The following is a 19319-nucleotide window of genomic DNA, read 5'->3' on the forward strand; positions in this document are numbered from 1 at the left end:
GGTTGGGGCCTTGCGCAACACCGCAGGGGGCGCGCAAGGCCACGGGAATGGGGTTTACTGGACGCGGATCCAGGTTTGCGTGCGGCCAAAGGGGCCGATGGAGCCCCGCACTTCGAGCTTCTTGCCGCCCTCGACGGGGGTCATGCGCAGGGTGTAGTTGCGGCCGTTCTCGGGGTCGAGAATCTTGCCGCCCTCCCACACCTCTTTGCCGTCGGCCTTCTTGGCACCGCGGATGATCTCCAGGCCCAAGATGGGCTTGCCCTTGCGGTCATCCGAGCATTCGTCGCAGACCTCGTCGGGCTTGGCGTCTTTGGACAGGCGCTTTTCCAGCGCTCCGTGCAGCACGCCGCCACCAATGTCGCGGATGCGGATCTCGGCCTTGGCCTCGCCGGTCTTGTCATCGATGTTGCGCCACAGGCCTTCGGGCGTCATCTGCGCCCAGGCCGGCAGCGCACCCGCTACCAAAACAATAGCTGCTACCGCTTTGAACATCTGCGCTCCCTGGCAAAAAGGCTTGAAATCCGCATCCGGCACCGATCAGGCCAGGGCCAGATCGGTGTCCATCAGCACCTTGCTGCCGGCACGGGCGGTGCGCATCAGCGTGGCGGTTTCGGGGAACAGCTTGGCGAAGTAGAAGCGCGCGGTCTGCAGCTTGGCGCCGTAGAACGGGTCGGTGTTGCCGGCTGCGATCTCGCGCAGGGCGACCTGGGCCATGCGGGCGAACAGGTAGCCGAACACCAGGTGGCCGGCCACGCGCAGGTAGTCCACCGCAGCAGCGCCCACTTCGTCGGGGTTTTGCATGCCCTTGAAGCCGATCTCGGTGGTGAACTTGGTCATCTGGTCGCCCAGCATGGCCACCGGGTTGATGAACTCGGCCATGCGCTCGTTCACGCCCTCTTCTTCCACCAGCTGGCCAATCAGCTTGCCCAGCTTTTTCAGCGTGGCGCCGTTGTTGCCCAGCACCTTGCGGCCCAGCAGGTCGAGCGACTGGATGGTGTTGGTGCCTTCGTAGATCATGTTGATGCGGTTGTCCCGCACGTACTGCTCCATGCCCCATTCCTTGATGAAGCCGTGGCCGCCGAAGACCTGCATGCACGCGTTGGTGCTGATGTGGCCGTTGTCGGTGATGAAGGCCTTGACGATGGGGGTCAGCAGGGCCACGAGTTCTTCGGAATCCTTGCGCACCTTTTCATCGGGGTGGCTGTGCACCTTGTCCAGCAACAGCGTGCAGAAGATCTGCAGCGCGCGGCCACCTTCGGCGTAGGCCTTGGCGGTGAGCAACATCTTGCGCACATCGGGGTGCACGATGATGGGGTCAGCATCCTTGTCCTTGGCCTTGGGGCCCGACAGGCTGCGCGACTGGATGCGGTCCTTGGCATAGGCCAGAGCGTTCTGGTAAGCCACTTCCGTCAGGCCCAGCGACTGGTTGCCCACACCCAGGCGGGCGGCGTTCATCATCACGAACATGGCAGCCAGGCCCTTGTTGGGCTGGCCCACCATGGTGCCGATGGCGCCGTCCAGTGCGATCTGCGCGGTGGCGTTGCCGTGGATACCCATCTTGTGCTCCAGACCCGTGCAGAAGATCGGGTTGCGCTCGCCCAGCGAGCCGTCGGCATTCACGTTGAACTTGGGCACCACAAACAGGCTGATGCCCTTGCTGCCCTTGGGCGCATCGGGCAGGCGGGCCAGCACCAGGTGAACGATGTTGGCGGCCATGTCGTGCTCGCCGGCGCTGATGAAGATCTTGTTGCCGGTGATCTTGTAGGTGCCGTCAGGCAGAGGCTCGGCCTTGGTGCGCATCAGGCCCAGGTCGGTACCGCAGTGGGGTTCGGTCAGGCACATGGTGCCGGTCCATTCGCCGCTGGTCAGCTTGGGCAGGTACAGGGCCTTCTGGGCGTCGGTGCCATGGGCGTGCAGGGCTTCGTAGGCGCCGTGCGACAGGCCGGGGTACATCGTCCAGGCCTGGTTGGCCGAGTTCAGCATCTCGTACAGGCACTGGTTCAGCACGAAGGGCAGGCCCTGGCCGCCATAGGTGGGGTCGCAGCTCAGTGCAGCCCATCCACCCTCGACGTACTTGGCATAGGCGTCCTTGAAGCCGGTTGGGGTCTTCACTTCGTGCGTGGTCTTGTTCAGCACGCAGCCTTCGGTGTCGCCGCTGATGTTGAGCGGGAACGCGACTTCGGAAGCAAACTTGCCGGCCTCTTCGATCACGGCATTGATGGTGTCCACATCCACTTCGGCGTGGGGTGGCATCGCCTTGAATTCATCACTGACCTTGAGCACTTCGTGCATGACGAATTGCATGTCGCGCAGGGGCGGCGTATAGGTAGGCATGGGTTTACTCCTTGGATGTGGTGGTTTGGTTGGAAACTTTGCGGCGCGCCACTGCGGGTGCCTTGGCTGCCGCTGTCGGCGCGCTGTAGCGCGCCAGAATGTTGTGAAAGCCCACGACGGCCCGGTCGATGGAGCCCGGGGTCTGCAGGAACCGCGCCTCGTAGTGCAGCGCGAGGATCAGGCCGTGGATCTCGAAGAGCATCTGCTCTTCCTTGGTGTCGGCACGCAGTTCGCCCAGTTCCTTGCACTGCTCGATGGCGCGGCGCATGGCGGCATGCCAGGTCAGCACCGAACTGGCCAGCGCATCGCGCACGGGGCCGGTACGGTCATCGAACTCGACCGCGCCGCTGATGTAAATGCAGCCCGAGTCGATTTCGATGGAGGTGCGCTTCATCCAGTTGTCGAACAGCGCCGACAAACGCGCCACGCCACGGGGGGCGGACATGGCGGGGTAGAACACTTCCTGCTCGAAGCGGGTGTGGTATTCGCGGATGACGGAGATCTGCAGCTCTTCGCGGGAGCCAAAGTGGGCGAAAACGCCCGACTTGCTCATGCCGGTGACGTCTGCCAGCGCCCCGATGGACAGGCCTTCCAGCCCGATGTGCGTGGCCAAGCCCAGCGCGGCCTCGACGATGGCCGCCTTAGTCTGCTGGCCTTTTTGCAAGGCACGGCCGGTACCACTGCGAGCGCGCGGGATGCGGGTGACCTGGCGGGATTCGGGGATGGAGGACATGGGCACGAATAAAAACGAACGTTCGTTCTATTCTGCAGCAAATTCCCTGCAGCCCCCAAGCCCCCGGAAAAAATAGGGAGACCCATCCAAACCACCCGTTGCAGCCGCGCCACCCCCGCCGTGATGCGCCGCCTCAACAGCGCGGACCGCTACAACATCAGCGCAAGGCTGGCTTCCAGGTGCTCGGTGGGCAGGCGCCGAAACCCCGAGCGGGCGTAGCACTGCAGGCGCCCGACCACAAAGGCCGTCAACACGCTGGCCGCCACTTGGGCATCGACTGTGGGCGTGCTGGATGCGGCTGCACTCGCGCGCAGGCACTGGCGCAGGGTGGATTCGATGCGGTCAAAGAACTGGTTCATGCGCTGCTGCAAGCGCTCGTGCTCGAACACCAGTGCGTCGCCCACCATGACCCGCACCATGCCCGGGTTGCGTTCGCCAAACTGCAGCACCAGCGCCACGATGCGCGCCGCCTGGCGCGCGCCCACGTCGGCAGGCTGTGTGGGGTCGGGCACGTCGCGCCCCGTGATCTGCTGCACCAGTGTGAACACTGACTGCTCGATGAAATCGATCAAGCCCTCGAACATTTGCGCCTTGCTGGCGAAATGACGGTACAGCGCCGCCTCGCTGACCGACAGGCGTGCGGCCAGTGCGGCAGTGGTGATGCGCTCGACCCCAGGCTGCTCCAGCATGGCGGCCAGGGCCTGCAGGATCTGGACGCGCCGTTCCCCGGGCTTGGGCCGCTTGCGTGCAGCCGCAACATCACCCGCTTCGGCGGTACTGGCAGGCTCGGGGAGGGGCGAGATTTCAGACATGCAGGACAGGGACTCCGGTGGGGCCCTGCTCCCGGTGCGCATGCCACTGGGCATGGTCGGATCACTGCAGGGCGTGGATCACGATGTCACATCTTGCCGCAGCCAGGAGGGGCCGGGCCGCCACCTGTTTGCACAAGTCAATCGTGTGTGGAAATGATTCTCGCACAGGCCCCTTGTCGGTCCGGACGGCCCGGGGACCCCGCACGACTACAGCGGAAACACCACCGTCACCAGCAGCCCGCGCCCCTGGGGGCCCGTGCCCAGCGTCAGTGCGGCACGGTGTACCCGGGCAATCTCGTCCGCAATGGCCAGGCCCAGGCCCGTGCCCTCGCCTCCCGCGCCGGGCACGCGGTAGAACCGCTGCAACACGCGGGTACGCTCAGACTCCGGCACGCCAGGGCCGTCGTCCTCCACCTCCACGTAGGGCCGGGGCGGGCCCGCGCGCCCCTGGCGCAGTCCGCAGCGGATGGTCACCACGCCCCCCGCAGGCGTGTATTTGATGGCGTTGTCCACCAGGTTGGACAGCAGCTCGCGCAGCAGCCAGCCATGGCCTGTCACATGCACCAACTGGACATCGAGCCCGAGGTCCAGGCCCTTGCCGGTGGCTGCGTCCAAAAATGTTTCCAGCAGCGACTCGCACAGATCCTTGAGGTCCACCCGCTGCGGCGGCTGCGCGTCCAGGCTGCGGGCGTCCGCGCGAGACAACGCCAGCAGCTGGTGCGCCAGCTGAGAGGTGCGGCGCGTAGCGTTGCGCAGCTTCTCGATTTGATCCGCTCCCAAAACAATAGCACCTTGTGCACGATCTTCATGCGCTAGCGGCATTTTTCGGTCGAAATCCGGGAATGACGTGCGTGGGGGCGCTGCCGCCTTGGCCATCATGGCCCAGGCCTCCACCTGGGCCTGCAAGCCCGCCAGCGGCGTGCGCAACTGGTGCGCCGCGTCGGCCACAAAACGCCGCTGCCCTTCGGCCTGTGCGTTGACCAGCGCAAACAGGCGGTTGAGCGAGTGCACCAGGGGCCGCACCTCGTCGGGCGAGGCGGCCTCGTCGATGGGACTGAGATCGCGGGGAGAGCGGCGCTCCACCGCCTCCGCAAGCCCCACCAGGGGTTTGAAGGCCTGCCGCACCGCCCAATGGATCGCAAAACCCGCGGCAATCAGCAATACGAGGTTGGGCAACAACACCCTCAGGAGCAGTTGCTGCGCCCATTTCTGGCGAGGGTCCGACCCGTCGGCGAGGGCCACGACCAGTTCGCCCGCCCCCGTGCGCCCGCGTTGCGCCGCCACCCGGTACGTCACGCCGCCGAACTCCACGCTGTGGAACTCCGGGGCCTGTGTGGTGGGCACGGCGCCGTGTACCCAGCCCTCTCCGAGCAACAGGCGCCCCGAGGTATCGCGCACGCTATAGGCCGCAAAGCCCGCGTTCTGGCGCAAAAACTCTTCGATGGGCGGCGCCAGCAGCAGCAGCGGTGGGTCGTTGTCGTGGATGGGCGGCGCCAGCACCGAATCGGCCAGCGCGGGCAGCAGCCGCACCAGACGCTGGTCGTGCTGGCCAGCTGCCTCATCGGCCGACCGGTAGTCCAGCCAGACCCCCGCCAGCACCAGCACACACAGGGGCAGTACCAGCATCAGCAGCAGCCGGGTGCGCAGGTCCGATGTCATGGCGCGCAGGCCGGGCCGCCGGGAGGAGTTTTTCCAAAGCATGGCGAGGCGGCGAGCTGGGCGCGGAAAATTCCTGCTCAGGTTGCCTGCAGTTCAAGCCGGTAGCCAAAGCCCCGTATGGACCGCAGCGCCACACCGTGGGGTTCCAGCTTGCCCCGCAGGCGCGAGACATACACCTCCACCGCGTTGGGGGTGATCTCCTTGTCCCACCCCGTCAGCGCCTGCAGCAGCTTGTCTTTGCTAGCAGGCTTGGGGGCGTTGATGAGCAGGTATTCGAGCACCGTCCACTCGCGCGGGCCCAGTTCGATGACCTGCTCACCAGCCGGTGTGCGCATGCTGGCCCGGCGCCCGGCCGTGTCCAGCTCCAGCGGGCCAAAACTCAGCACGGCCGTGGTCGCGGCCTGGGAACGGCGCAACAGCGCACGCAGGCGCGCCAGCAGCTCGGGCAGCTCGAACGGCTTGACCATGTAGTCATCCGCCCCCAGATCCAGCCCCTGCACCCGGTCATGCAGCGCGTCACGCGCCGTCAGGATCAAAACTGGCATGGCGGGGCTTGCCATGTCTGGGCGGCGCAGGCGGCGTGTCAGCTCCAGGCCGTCCATGGCGGGCAACCCGATGTCGATGATGGCTGCATCAAACGACTCGGCGCGCAGCACCTCTTCGGCCCGCTCGCCACTGCCCACCCAGTCCACCGCATAACCCGCATCGGTGAGCCCCAGCTTGATGCCGCTGGCCACCATCACATCGTCTTCGACCAACAGCAGACGCATGGAGACCTCACGCGGGGTCAGTGAGACCGAATCATGGTGCCGTAGGCCTGGTCAGTCAGGATCTCCAGCAGCATGGCATGGGGCACACGCCCGTCAATGATGTGCACGGCATTCACGCCCGCCTTGGCGGCATCCAGCGCACCGGCAATCTTGGGCAGCATGCCGCCCGAGATGGTGCCGTCGGCAAACAGCTCGTCGATGCGGCGGGCTGTCAGGTCGGTCAACAGGTTGCCGGCCTTGTCGAGCACACCGGGGGTGTTGGTCAGCAGCATCAGCTTTTCAGCCTGCAACACCGTGGCCAGCTTGCTGGCCACCACATCCGCATTGATGTTGTAGCTTTCGTTGTTCTCGCCAAAGCCAATCGGGCTGATGACGGGAATGAACGCATCGTCTTGCAGCGCCTTCACCACGCTGGGGTCGATGGAAACGATGTCACCCACCTGGCCCACGTCGTGTTCGATGGTGGGATCCTTGCTGTCCACCATCTTGAGCTTTTGTGCGCGAATCATGCCGCCGTCACGGCCGGTCAAGCCCACGGCCTTGCCACCGGCTTGGTTGATCAGTCCCACGATGTCCTGCTGCACCTCGCCGGCCAGCACCCATTCGACCACTTCCATGGTCTCGGCATCGGTCACACGCATGCCCTGGATGAACTCGCCCTTCTTGCCCAGTCGGTTGAGCGCGGTTTCGATTTGCGGGCCGCCACCGTGCACCACCACCGGGTTCATGCCCACCAGCTTGAGCAGCACCACGTCCTCGGCAAAGTCGGCCTGCAGGGCCGGGTCCGTCATGGCGTTGCCGCCGTACTTGATCACCATGGTCTTGCCATGGAACTTGCGGATGTAAGGCAGCGCCTGGGCCAGGATTTCAGCCTTGTCGCGTGGGGCAATCGAAAGAAGGTCGGTCATGGGGGCGTGCCATCCGGAGAAAACTGTGAGGCGCAAATTGTGCCGCATTCGCCAGGCGCGCGAACACAAGAAGGCTTCAGTGGCGCAGCCAGTTCGGCACTTTGAACCGCACGATGGCCAGATAGGCCATGACATAGCTGACCACAAAAAGCCCGCAAAACGCCATGAGCAGGGGCGTGTTGTTCCAGAACAGCACTGCAGGCACCACCGTCAGGAGCGTAAAGCCCCACAGATAGGGCGACGTACGGTTGTTGCGCATCAGCACCCGGCGGGACTCATCATCGTGAAACACCCCACGAACAATGCGGCGGTAGATGAGCTGGTGAAAATGCAGCGCATCGGCCACGCCCGGTGAAACGCCCCGCACCGCCTTGCGGTAAATGGAGAAAATCGTCTCCCACACCGGGTAGATCAGCAGGAGCATCGGGAACCAAGGCGATACGTCCGCATTGCGCTGCACCAGCGAGATGCTGGCCAAAGCGATCACGCCCCCCCAAACATAAGCACCACCATCCCCTGCAAACAGCATGCCACGCGGATAGTTCCAGACAAGAAACCCCCCCGTGGCAGCGGCCGTGGACACCAACAAGGCGGCCAGCGCACGATCACCCACCTGCAATGCTACGTGAGCCAGAGCCAAGCAGACAATAAGTGCAACCATGCCGGCTAGACCGTTGTATCCATCGATGATGTTGAAGGCGTGTGGGAGCCCAGAAACAGCAAGAACCACAATCGCGATGCTTAACCAAGGAGCAGCTATCAGCACCGAGTCCAACCAGGGCCAGCCTGAACGTGGCAAGCTGAGGCCCAGAAGAATGACAGCGAGAACGCCAGAAGCGCCCGTCAGGCTCAAGCGATAGCGTACCGAGAGACGCTGGGTCATGTCTTCAGCAATACCTCCGACGACCGCCGGTAGCAAAGCCACCAACCACCCGCCGACCCACGCGCCCAACTTGAGCGAACCCGGATCTCCCCAATGAGTCGATTGAAGAACTCCCAGCCCCCAACTGCACCCAATCCCAATAAACAGCGCAGCACCGCCGAGTCTGGGTATATCCCCCAGATGAAAACGTTGTGGCATGCCATCGCCATACACAAGAGCATGGCTACGCATCCACCGCACGATGAACCCTGCTGCCAACGCAGCCACGATAAATGCCACCACGGATAACCAAATCATGAGCGGCCGATGGTACCCGCACTCGCCAGAGGTACCTGCAAGAAACCGTTGTCAGCAGCGCCAAGGACACTCGAACGAAGACAATCCGTGCGAAAAATCGGGCCTCGGCACCCTCGGCGCCTGGACACGGCGCACTGCACGCGAGCAAATTGACACCACTCGCTTCGTGACGACATAACGTGACTCACAGTACGGCTCACTCATTCGCCCACTTAGCCACTACCGAAGCAGGCCACGGTAAAAGCGCATCACTTTCTCAACATACTGCTGCGTTTCAGGATAAGGCGGAATTCGTCGGCCATACTTGATCACAGCACCCTCCCCCGCGTTGTAGGCCGCCAGTGCCAATTCCTTGTCACCGTCGAACATACGCAGCAGATCTGCCAGATAACGCGTACCAATTTGGGCATTTACCTTAGGCTCCATGGCCGCATGCTCTCCACCAGAGGACGGGCGAGCTGCCACACCATAGCGCTCAGCGGTGGCGGGCATGACTTGCATCAATCCAAGGGCCCCCTTGCGTGATATGGCCTTCGCATTAAAGGCCGACTCCGCTGCGGCGACCGCAATGACAAATGCGGGGTCCAACGATTGAGCTGCGGCCGCTTCCTCTAGGTGTAATTTGGCATCTTCATAACCGGGCAATTGCAAAGCGGAAGCACTGCGCTCTTTGCCTTTCAGCTCCGACGCGGGCGGCACCCGGTTGAGCCAGATCACCCCGCGCGACTGCGCCGATGGGGGTACATTGCCTATATGGGTTACGCCGTCCTTATCCACGAACTCCCAGATCTGATTTGCCCGGGGGGCAGACTGCAAGCCCACGAACAGCACCACGAGCAACACCACACCACGGCAAGAGAAAAATCCAGAGCGGATGCGCCCGCCCACACCGCCAAGCACAGTGGCTTTCATCGTCATATCCTCTTGCCTGCGATAGACAAGATAGTTTTCAGTGTTGAGGCGAACTTGCCGTGCCATGGAATTGGGGCAGGTGAGGAGCTAGGCCAAGCCGCACCCCGCCTGGAACGGATCAAACGCGCAGGCATGCCCGCTGCGACCATTCCCGCAGGCACGTCCTGCCGTACCAAGGCCCCAGCCGCAACAACCGCTCCGCGACCAATAGTCACCCCCTCAAGAACAATGGCCCCGGCACCAATCCAGGCACCATCCTCAATAACGATTCGCGCCCGGGTAATACGGTTACGTGCGATGACGACATCCCCCTCATCAATCGCATGCCCCGCCGACAAGAGCTTGGCATGCGGCCCGATCAGAACATCCTCACCAATTTCCAACCCGCCCTCTCCCGACAGGTAGCTACCGACGTTCACGATGGTGCGGGCGCCAATATGCATGCCTACGCAAGGATCAGCACCCACATCTCCGAGCACCAGTCGCGTCTGGGCGTAGAGACTGACCCCATCAGCTAGGCACAGCACGTTGGAGCGCTGCCCAAAACGCATTACAGAGACAGACGAATCAATCCGACATCCTTCACCCATCGTGTCCACACCGGCGTGTGACGTCACAAAGTCTGGAATTCCCAGCAGCATTTTTCTAGCCCTCAACGGCTAAGGTACGAACCCATGAACCTGCGCCAGCGGCTTCGCCATGCGCGATCGCTCAGCTCCATAGTCCTCGCCTGCAGCTCGCCGCGCGCTGTCACCAGCTCAGAGTCCAACCTGATCTTCTCGGAGCGCAGCAAGTCCACATTCTTTCGCAACTCACCGACCTCCTGTTGTAGCTTCGCAATGAGTTCTTTGGCTTCCGCAAAGGCTTTCTGGTGCTCTAGCAACGAGGCTCGTTCACGCTGGTGCACCAGAGTCAGTGCCTGAAGCTCGTCACGCAAACCGTCCACCATTCCCCGAGCCTCTTTCAGCTCCCAGATAGGTGCTTCGACACTGGGAGTGACAACCACCATCCATTGGTAAACGTCAAAGTCTTGCCAACCTGCCAACAATGCCTGGCGTTGATCACCAGAAAGTGCACGCCAATACCCGGCAAATTCGCTGCATTCCACGGGCACGCGGTTGGCCTCCCATACTCGCGGCGCCCATCCCGCATCAAGCAGCACCTTCTCGATACTGCGCTTGGTAAAAAATCGAACATGCGTCCTGTCCAATTGCCCCTTGTCCGAATAATCGAAGACGCCACCGCGCATGGCAGCCAGGACACCGGCGTAGGCGATATTCGGCACGGAAATCAGTAGCTGCCCCATTGGGGCCAGCAACCCGCTCAACCGTTGCAGCACATCCTCGGGTTTTCGCAAGTGCTCAAGCACATCACAAGCCAGCACCATGTCAAAACGGCGCCCGTCAATTGCATCTTGCCAATCCGTGCTGTCAAGGTTTCCGGGGATGACTTCCACATCCATTGTCTTGAGGACTTCAAGGGCCTGAGGGTCGTTCTCCACCACCGTGACGCGGTGACCACGGTCCAACAAGACACGCGTCATGGCACCTGGGCCAGGCCCCAACTCCAGAACAGAGCCTTGGCCAGGCGGAACACGACGCAGCAACCGGGCTGCCCACTCCCCACCGTCAGGGTCGAATGCGTAGTCGTAACGCTCAATTTTGCTCATATCGCCTCGGCGGACGAAGGTGTCCACATTTGCTCCCATTGCCCCCAGTGCCACCAGGCCCACGGACGGCTACGGACATCCCGCTCCAAACGCCGGATCACCGAATCAATAGCCAGCCTAGCATTATCCGGCAATGTCTCAACTTCGACTCTGAGACGCGTCGCACCATCGGAGTACGTCACCGCATGCAGCATGGGAACCCCAGCGGACTCCGCCATGCGTTCGATCCCGGTGGGCAGATGCAGTTGCCCACCGAGAAAGGGGTGACTGCGTAACCTTGTAAATTCAGGAGCCCAGGCGTCGGCAAGTATTCCCCATGCCTGGCCTGCCTTCAAGGACGCATAAACGGGGCGCATCCCCTGATCTGTTGTGCGCCATTCGCCTCTAGCTATCTCAGAAAAACTCTTTACCTTACGAACCAGGAAATCTCTTTGAACGGCAGTGAGCCCAGGATTCCCCAACACGGGCATGGTCAATGTGTTCAGCGACAGGCCTCTCAGGGCCAACGCCAAGGCTGATGTCAACAGTCGGTCATAGTGGTTAAGCACAAGGATGAACCCTTGCTTGCGACGGATCAGCGTATCGACATGCTCCCATCCCTGCACATCGATCTCTGGACCGCCTGATCGACCCAATCGGTGAAGGGCTGACGCGTCCATCATTTCCCGCGCCAGCATCGACAAATGCGTACGTGCCCACTGGCGACGTTCAATCGCAGTTGCGCTCGGAAACACCTGTTCGAAACGCCTGACGAGGAACTGCTCTGTCAGTCGGCGTGCAGCAGATGGCTCACGTCCCACTGCCGCAGCCAGGTACCACGGCACGGTAGTCGGCATGCGGCTCAAGGCCGGGAACGCGTAGCGCAAGCGCCATTCGCTCATCATGCCGCCAACAACATCTCATGGTCGAGCCACACCAATCCCACCTCACGGTTCTTTTGATTCAAAACCGTAAAGGGTTGAATTAATTCCGCCATGTCCAACACCTGCAGCCCGGAATCATCGAGCACGTAAACATTCCAGAGATATTCCCCGGAGAGGAGTGGAAGAGAAGGAAATCTAACGCGCAAGCTATGCGTCCCAACCCCACTCAACGGTGTTGGCGGATCTTGAAATTGGGTGCTGGTCCCGAACACGTTGTCCTTGTCTGGCCTGACCAAGGCAAAACCTATGTGAAACTTGTCTTTACAGTACGATTCGACCTGAATTTCGACGGTCAGATCTTGGAAGGAATCCACCTGCGCGGGATTGATGCCATCGCTGGTCTCAGTGATCAGATGCGAAATTTTGACCAGTGGTGCTGTTGTGGGAGCCTCTGCAGCGGAAGGCTCTGGGGCATTTAGCACATTCTCGGCAACCTCGACCCTCAGGTGTGCGTACCGGCGGCGTTCATGTGCCTCGTAAGCTGTTACTACACCTTCCGTTGCGCCGATCGCTTGGACTCGGCCATTGTGAATCCATGCGGCGCGCTGGCATAAGCTTCGAACCTGATATAGATTGTGTGAGCAAAAAAGAACTGTGGCACCGCGTTCGCGCAATTCCAAAATGCGATTCAAGCTCTTTTTCTGGAAATGCAAATCGCCGACCGAAAGCGCCTCGTCCACAATGAGAACGTCGGGATCGATAGCCGTAGCGGCAGCAAATGCCAAGCGCATAAACATGCCTGATGAGTAAGTTTTCACCGGGCGTTCTAACGTCTCACGGGTAAGTTCCGAAAACGCAGTCGCTCTGACGGTGAATTCCTCCATCGTCTCACCCTCCAGACCATGCAAGGCGGCCATGAAGCGAATATTGTCGTAGCCCGACTCTTCGGGGTGAAATCCAGCGCCCAATTCCAAAAGCGCCGCGACGCGCCCTTCCCGAGACACCCGCCCCTGAGTCGGTCCGATCGTACCTGCTGCAATTTTCAATAACGTACTTTTACCTGCCCCGTTCTCGCCGATGAGACCAAAGGTCTCACCCGCCTTGACTTCGAAGTCCACACCAGTCAGCGCTACATGCACGCGGTGACGGGGCTTGCGGGTGACCCACTCCCATAGCCGATCCTGAGGGCGGCCATATACCGTGTATGTTTTTTCGATACCCTCGAAGCGGATCGTCATGGCGTTACAGGGCCTCACCCAAGGCAGATTTCATCGAACGGAAAAACCACCAACCGCCTCCGCCCAGCAACACAACCCAAATCACCAACGCCAAGGGCGTACCTGCCGGCACCGGCATGTGCAATACCGAGCTCTGCACCATCAACACCAAACATGCCAAGGGATTCAAAAGAAACAACCCATGGAACTTTTCAGGCACCTGGGACAGCGGATACACGACTGGCGTTAGGTAAAACCAAAGCTGCAGCGCAAAGGCAACCATCGATCCGACGTCGCGCCAGAGGAAGTGCGCCATGCTGAGCAATAGCGTCAGACCAAACGTGAGGACAATCTGCGCCAAAACCAGTACGGGCAGCCAGGCCAAAGACATAAACGGCCCTACACCTTGCGCTATCGACAGAGCAAGCAGCAATCCGTAGCCTATACCCAAGACCAGTAGGCTCCCCCCCACAGACACAGCCGGGAGTATTTCAGCTGGCATGGGCTGCTTGCGTAGAAAGTCCTCATATGCAGCAAGACTCCCGACACCACGACCAATTGCATCGGTGAATGGAAGCCACACGGCCAGCCCCGCCAACAGGTGCAACAGATAACCGTTGTCCACATCCAGTCCGGGCACACGCACTGCCAGTACCAGACCAAACAAGACATAAAAAATTGCCAGAGTAGCTACGGGCTGGACAAATGCCCAAGCAAATCCGAGCACTGAACCGGCATAACGGGTCTTGAACTCACGCGCCATCCAATAGCGCCAAAGCACCCACACTTGACGTGTATTGCGAGACGATGCCGACGAAATGGCATGGGAACGGGATGTCGGGTCCGTCATGCCACAGTCCGCAGCCAATCGACCGCCTTAGCTACGCCCTCTCCAAAAGCCATCTCAGGCTTCCATTTCAGCTCATCTTGGGCACGCCGAATATCCAGCACGTTGACCGGGGGGTCAAATGACCGCGCAGGAAACACGCGGCGCTCTACCGTGCGCCCTAGCAATCGCTCCAGGGTGACCAGAATGTCGTTGACACTGGTTCCCAAGCCGCCACCCACGTTGAAGATGCGTGATTCCCCCTGATGACGTGCTGCAGCCACAAATGCACGCCCCACATCTGCAGCATAAACAAAATCTCGCACGACAGACCCATCCCCCCACACATCCACCGGCGTGGAATGGAGTGCACGGTGCGCAAAAACAGCAATGACCCCTTGCACGCCATGAGGTTGCTGCCATTCGCCATAGGGGTTGCTCAAGCGCAGGATCCGTATGGGCAGGCCATACTGCGCCTCTTCGATGCGCAGGTGATGCTCGATGGCCAGCTTGGTGGCCCCGTATGCACCCATGGGCATTGTCGGATGTAGCTCGCTCAAGGGTACCGACAAGGGGCGGCCATAAACGGCGCCACCAGAAGATGCAAACAACAACCTCGGGCGCGCCGCTTTGCCACGCAAGTCATGGAGTAGCCTCAGCGTCCCCACAAGGTTGGCCTGGACATCACCAATAGGGTCTTCACTCGCCGTTGCGGGCACCGTTGAGGACGCCAAATGGACAATCACGTCCGCCCCCCCCACCATATCCCACCAAGTAGACAGATCAAAACAATCCGCTTGAACCTCACCGGCAAGCCATGGAGCAATCCTAGCCGCCAGCAAGGACCGGTCAACGGACCATACCTCAGCACCTTCTCCGGCCATAGCACGTCCAATATGACGCCCCAGAAAGCCTCCCCCGCCCAAAATAACACAGCGCATCAGGAAAGGCCCTTCGTATGCACCTGAGCCCGCGCATCCAGCAAAGCCACCTCAAACTCTTGTGCCACCATTTCCCAAGTGTGCGCACGCGCAAAAGCTTCCGCCCTGGCACTGAGGGCATGACGTCGCTCGTCATCCTCAAGCAAGCCGCATATGGCTGCGGTCAGACCTTCGGGCGAAGTCTCTGCAAGCACCGCAACGTCCTCGTGCAGCAGCCACTCTACATTTGGGCCCCGATTAGACACCACGGCACACCCGCTGGCCATTAATTCAAGTGGTAGCAGCGACGCATTGGTCAACGACAACACCAGAGCCACATCGCATTGACTGTAAAGATCCGGCAAATCATCCAACGCAACCGTGCCGCAAGGAAGATGAGGAAATGGGATGTGATAACCAGCGGTATCCCAACCCGCCAGTACGAACTGCGTGTCCGGCATGCGCTGCCAAACGGCATTGAGCACGAGGAGTCCCAACTCGAATGCACGCCGTGGCGTGGGCGGGCGCGCATAGAAGAAAACACGGCGGATCTCTGGCTCTCTACGTGGCAATCGGCGGTAGCGCTCAAGCTCCACACCAAAGCCCACCGGGCGAGTGGCCATCCCATACTCTTTGGCCAATTTTTCTGCAAGCCAAGCACCCGCAGTGATCCCAAAGAAGCCGAAATGGTAAGTATTCTGTGCAAGCACCGACTCCGAGCCCACAGGATAAAAGTGTGGCTCGTAGTCCTGCACGAAATAAAGTTTGGATCGAGCGCCGGCAAATGCGCGCACTGTGTACGCGGTATCCCAGCCCGTCGCGACTGCAAACTCGCAATGTGGAAGCTTGTCCTGCCCAAGTAACACGGCCGCTTCCAACGGGAAGAAGTGCTTGCGGATGGCATTGCGTGCTTCATGGGCGTCGTGGTGCATGACAGGATTTGCGATGACGATGCTAGAAACATACCCCATCTGCTCGAGATGCCAAATCGTGCGAAAGATATTCAGGTGGCCACCTGAACCCACATTGAAATCCGGGATAAACCACAGAAGCGTTCCCTGCTTAGCCTCACCTGGCCGAGCAGGCAGCACGTAGGGCATTGCAAATCCGTAGTGGCGGAACACATCGACATGGCGGCCAGGCCCTTGCCTCAGACGACGCACTACAGCCCGCAGTGCTGCAAGCACGCCCTCTTTGCGCGCCATTTCTTTAACGCGCCATACTTTTTTTGCAAGATTCAACGCCATGATCAAGCAGTCCCAGCACGCTGTAATTGCTCATCGCGCGATACCGAACGCAGCAGCCAAGGGGGTAATTGGTCGTGCCTGGTACCAAGGTATTGCCCGGCAACACGAGCCATTTCAATGAAACCCATGTATGCAGCATTCTTCAACAGACGCCACCCTCTCAACCCCCCATCGCGAAGCCAACCAAGATCGCGTCTTGCCAAGTAAAAACCCGATTTGATGGCCTGCACAAGGCTGTCTTGAATTCGATAGCCAAAGTAAAGGTTAAACGACCGCGCCTCATCAAAATTGCGCTGAAGTGTTTCCCATATACCGAAGTCGTGTGAATGGTAGACAACTGCATTCGGCACGAAGGCCTTTGCATAGCCAGCCTCAATCACACGCAAAGCCCAAGTCTGATCCTCGGCAAACGCGACTTCTGGCAACGGAAGTTGCTGCCAAACCGAGCGACGAATACAGGCATTGTTGCTTGAGAAAAAATGCAACCACTGACGGTAGCCGACGTCTGCGGCAAAACGAGCACGGTCGTCAAGCCGGACCACAGCCAACTCGCAACCGAAGCCCGCGAAGTGCTGACTCAGTTCACAATGCGTAACATGGCGGGCTTCGGGATGAGCACGATGCGGCCCAAATGCACCTGCCACAGCAGGCTCGGCATCACACCCCTTTACCATGTTGTATAGCCAGTCAGTGGTTGCGGGCTTGGCGTCCTGAGTAATGAACACCAAAAACTCTCCCACCGACAAAGAAGCTAGATAGTTGCGTGTGCGCCCATGACCAAATTCTTGTGGAGAAATCTCTTCACAACGAACCCCCTTCGTGCGCACCAGTGCTACGGAGTCATCCGTTGAGCCAGAATCAACAACGATGACCTCAAAGGGCCATGGAGTTTGCTGCTGCAGGATCGCATCAATCACCTCGCCAAGCAGTGGGCCGCCGTTTTTGACAGGAATTAATACGGAAGCGCGAACGTGGGTCATTCAGTGAGGCGGCGAAGCAATCGCTCGAAAAGAAAATCTGCTGCATCGCCCATCGCCCCCAGGAATCATCTGGGCATCCAAAGCGGAAAGCAATATCTAGGCAACCGTACATTGTACCGTCGCCTACTGGCACCGCAAGAAGCGCTGTAACAGGCCGCTACAACAATCCAGGCACCTCTACTTTGATTGCGCCTTTTCGAACAGCCCACTGATGGCAGCCGAGTTCATCACCACGCCGTACTTCGCGAGGAGGTCTTGCTCCAGCTTTCTTGTGGCAGTCTGCCGGCAATAGTTCACAGCTCTAGCCGCAGCCGAAACCGCCACTTCATCCCATGCCAGCTGACGACTATCACGCTTGTCGTCAATGGAGAAAAGGTACACAAAATCCCCTTCACGCACGGGCCCCACCATATCGCCTTGCTTCGCCGCAGCGAGGGTACGCAAAATTACATTCTCATCAACCAGAACTGCCCAACCGATGTCACCTTGCGCTTCCAGGCGATAGATTCCTTCAACACGCTTAGCCATGGCCTCGAAAGGCTGGGCACCTGACGCAATCAATTTGGCTTGCGCCATCATCCAATCCATAGCAGCCATGCTGTCCACCGTTTCCGAGGCTGGCAGCATCACGCGATTCAAACGTGCCATGGGCGGAACTCTGAACGCCTGCGGATTTTCGTCAAAGAACTTTCTTGCCGCTGTGGCATCTGCGGGCGGATCGCAAGGTGGCATCAGCTTGCGAAATACCGACATTGCATACGCATCATCAAATCGGTCGCCTTCTTTCCCGGGCTGCCGTTTTTCACCCAGACGCTCTCCCTCTTGCACAAGCGCCCTTCCCATCGCCATCTCGCGCAGTACTTGCTCCACACCCCACTTGCTACGGGAGCTGGCGCGCAGGTCAACCCGGCGCTCAAGGTATTGAGACAGATCAGACGACGTTATGACCTCTCCACTCTTTAACTGAACCAGATCTGCTGCGGTAGCCAGCGGTGCCCCCCCAATCACCAGAGCAGATAAAAGGCAAACACCCAAAAATCGACCCGCACCCACAGAACGTTCACGCATTGCCCATACTCCTTTATTGCGCTCGCTGCTTCAACAACCTACTCTGACTCGCACGATCCCACAAAGGGCCGTAAACAACGTCGATCACCTCACCGCCCGAGTTGAACGCGACTACGTCACGCTCGCCGTCTCCATCTATGTCCAACAATTGCAAACTCGTCGCAAAACCACTCACCGCATGCCAGCGTGTTTCTACAACCATGCCTTTCTCATCCAAGCGCTGCAAATACAGCTCTCGATCCTCCCCCCAAATGACGACATGCTCATCCAGCGGCGCCACCGACACACTCCCGGTGAGAGGCGATGCGATCATCTGGAGTTCCCCCGTTTCCGCATTCACACGGGCATTCCGCCCCCCAGTCTCCAGAGACACGTAAACCCAGTTCCCTTGCGGCGAAGGACGGGCATTCCGAGATACCGCAGAGAACCTTGCCACAACAACAGGTGCAGAGAGCAAATTTGATTCCGGAACCGCCACCAACTGCTTGTCGTCCAAGCATGCCGCGGCTATAGCCGAGCCGTTGATACCTACGACCTTTTTCAGTCTCGTCGGGTGCCATGCCACCTCACACCAAGACACCTTCTTGACGTTAGGCGCCTGCTGATCATCAACCGCCCAGTCCAGAACCCAGGCCACTTCTTTACCGTTGTACGGACTGACCAAAAGCGTGTAACGCCCCCCATCAGCCTTCACCACCATGACGTCGCGCGGGGAAAATCCGACTTTGATCTGCTGCAAACGATCAAGCTTTGAACCGCTGACACGGAAAACATCCAGGCTCGCGGTACCCTCCACAGCCGCAACCAACAAATCATCGGCAAGCCACGCGGCAGAGTCCGGGTGGTAACCGACCTGTACGCGATCCAGAAGAGTGGACTTGCGGCCATCAATGCGATGCAGAGCAAGCATATTATTTTCGTGCTCGACAGCAGCCAACAGACACCCAGCCGCCCCGCAACGCACTTCTCCTCCCCATGCAAAAGGGACAGGCACCGCCATTTGCGCAGACGTTGGCACAGGAGCAACGCCTCCAGCCCCCTCAAGCAAGGACTGGGATTGGCATCCCGATATTGCCGCCATGACGACAAGCATGGGCGCAAAGAATGTGGAGAAGCGAATTTTCAAAGTCATATTGCCAATCTCACAAAGCAAAAAAATAGCGCCTTGCGGCGCTATTTTTTTTTACCGCCTGTTCGGCGATAGTAATTTGTAATTTATTC

19 protein-coding genes are annotated in these 19319 nt (G+C 60.0%); all 19 read right to left on the reverse strand.

From position 1 onward, the window contains the following. Positions 1-54: 54 nt before the first annotated feature. Entirely contained in the window at positions 55-492 is a 438-nt protein-coding gene (locus ASD75_RS10305) for a DUF2147 domain-containing protein (protein WP_056745869.1), read from the reverse strand. A 45-nt stretch (positions 493-537) separates the two neighbouring features. After that, positions 538-2334, reverse strand: coding sequence for an acyl-CoA dehydrogenase C-terminal domain-containing protein (locus ASD75_RS10310; protein WP_056745377.1), 1797 nt, complete (start codon positions 2332-2334; stop codon positions 538-540). A 4-nt stretch (positions 2335-2338) separates the two neighbouring features. Then, positions 2339-3067 carry a TetR/AcrR family transcriptional regulator gene (locus ASD75_RS10315; RefSeq protein ID WP_056745379.1) on the reverse strand — a complete coding sequence of 243 codons (729 nt, stop codon included), beginning with the start codon at positions 3065-3067 and terminating at the stop codon, positions 2339-2341. 149 nt (positions 3068-3216) lie between these two features. Further along, entirely contained in the window at positions 3217-3879 is a 663-nt protein-coding gene (gene slmA / locus ASD75_RS10320) for a nucleoid occlusion factor SlmA (RefSeq protein WP_056745381.1), read from the reverse strand. 207 nt (positions 3880-4086) lie between these two features. Continuing rightward, positions 4087-5538: a sensor histidine kinase gene (locus ASD75_RS10325; protein ID WP_056745383.1), complete on the reverse strand. Its 1452-nt coding sequence runs from the start codon at positions 5536-5538 to the stop codon at positions 4087-4089. A gap of 77 nt (positions 5539-5615) precedes the next feature. Continuing rightward, positions 5616-6308, reverse strand: a complete 693-nt coding sequence (locus tag ASD75_RS10330) for a response regulator transcription factor (RefSeq protein ID WP_056059420.1) — start codon at positions 6306-6308, stop codon at positions 5616-5618. Positions 6309-6325: 17 nt separating this feature from the next. After that, positions 6326-7216, reverse strand: a complete 891-nt coding sequence (gene argB, locus ASD75_RS10335; protein WP_056059422.1) for an acetylglutamate kinase — start codon at positions 7214-7216, stop codon at positions 6326-6328. A gap of 76 nt (positions 7217-7292) precedes the next feature. Further along, positions 7293-8396 (reverse strand): glycosyltransferase family 4 protein, encoded by a 1104-nt coding sequence (locus tag ASD75_RS10340; protein WP_056745385.1) that lies wholly within the window; start codon positions 8394-8396, stop codon positions 7293-7295. A 219-nt stretch (positions 8397-8615) separates the two neighbouring features. Then, a complete protein-coding gene (locus tag ASD75_RS10345) occupies positions 8616-9314 on the reverse strand; it encodes a lytic transglycosylase domain-containing protein (RefSeq protein WP_082564987.1) in 699 nt (232 codons plus the stop codon). Further along, positions 9311-9949, reverse strand: coding sequence for a DapH/DapD/GlmU-related protein (locus tag ASD75_RS23310; RefSeq protein ID WP_082564988.1), 639 nt, complete (start codon positions 9947-9949; stop codon positions 9311-9313). Before ASD75_RS23310 ends, ASD75_RS10345 begins: the two co-directional genes overlap by 4 nt. 11 nt (positions 9950-9960) lie before the next feature. Continuing rightward, positions 9961-10977, reverse strand: a complete 1017-nt coding sequence (locus ASD75_RS10355) for a class I SAM-dependent methyltransferase (protein WP_056745394.1) — start codon at positions 10975-10977, stop codon at positions 9961-9963. Further along, positions 10974-11813, reverse strand: a complete 840-nt coding sequence (locus ASD75_RS10360) for a hypothetical protein (RefSeq protein ID WP_235511594.1) — start codon at positions 11811-11813, stop codon at positions 10974-10976. Before ASD75_RS10360 ends, ASD75_RS10355 begins: the two co-directional genes overlap by 4 nt. Before the next feature lie 44 nt (positions 11814-11857). Then, entirely contained in the window at positions 11858-13078 is a 1221-nt protein-coding gene (locus tag ASD75_RS10365) for an ABC transporter ATP-binding protein (RefSeq protein WP_056745398.1), read from the reverse strand. Between the two features lie 4 nt (positions 13079-13082). Further along, on the reverse strand, positions 13083-13907 hold the full coding sequence (locus ASD75_RS10370) for an ABC transporter permease (protein ID WP_056745873.1): 825 nt from the start codon (positions 13905-13907) through the stop codon (positions 13083-13085). Further along, a complete protein-coding gene (locus tag ASD75_RS10375; protein WP_056745400.1) occupies positions 13904-14824 on the reverse strand; it encodes an NAD-dependent epimerase/dehydratase family protein in 921 nt (306 codons plus the stop codon). The genes ASD75_RS10370 and ASD75_RS10375 overlap by 4 nt, the downstream gene beginning before the upstream one ends. Continuing rightward, positions 14824-16050 (reverse strand): glycosyltransferase family 4 protein, encoded by a 1227-nt coding sequence (locus ASD75_RS10380; protein ID WP_082564989.1) that lies wholly within the window; start codon positions 16048-16050, stop codon positions 14824-14826. The genes ASD75_RS10375 and ASD75_RS10380 overlap by 1 nt, the downstream gene beginning before the upstream one ends. Before the next feature lie 2 nt (positions 16051-16052). Further along, on the reverse strand, positions 16053-17030 hold the full coding sequence (locus ASD75_RS23315; protein WP_082564990.1) for a glycosyltransferase family 2 protein: 978 nt from the start codon (positions 17028-17030) through the stop codon (positions 16053-16055). Positions 17031-17207: 177 nt separating this feature from the next. Continuing rightward, positions 17208-18098, reverse strand: coding sequence for a peptidylprolyl isomerase (locus ASD75_RS10390; RefSeq protein ID WP_235511596.1), 891 nt, complete (start codon positions 18096-18098; stop codon positions 17208-17210). A gap of 13 nt (positions 18099-18111) precedes the next feature. Continuing rightward, positions 18112-19230, reverse strand: coding sequence for a hypothetical protein (locus ASD75_RS10395; RefSeq protein ID WP_156400997.1), 1119 nt, complete (start codon positions 19228-19230; stop codon positions 18112-18114). Between the last annotated feature and the right edge of the window lie 89 nt (positions 19231-19319).

It is taken from the genome of Acidovorax sp. Root568 (assembly GCF_001427445.1).
GTDB classification, from domain to species: Bacteria; Pseudomonadota; Gammaproteobacteria; order Burkholderiales; family Burkholderiaceae_C; genus Acidovorax; species Acidovorax delafieldii.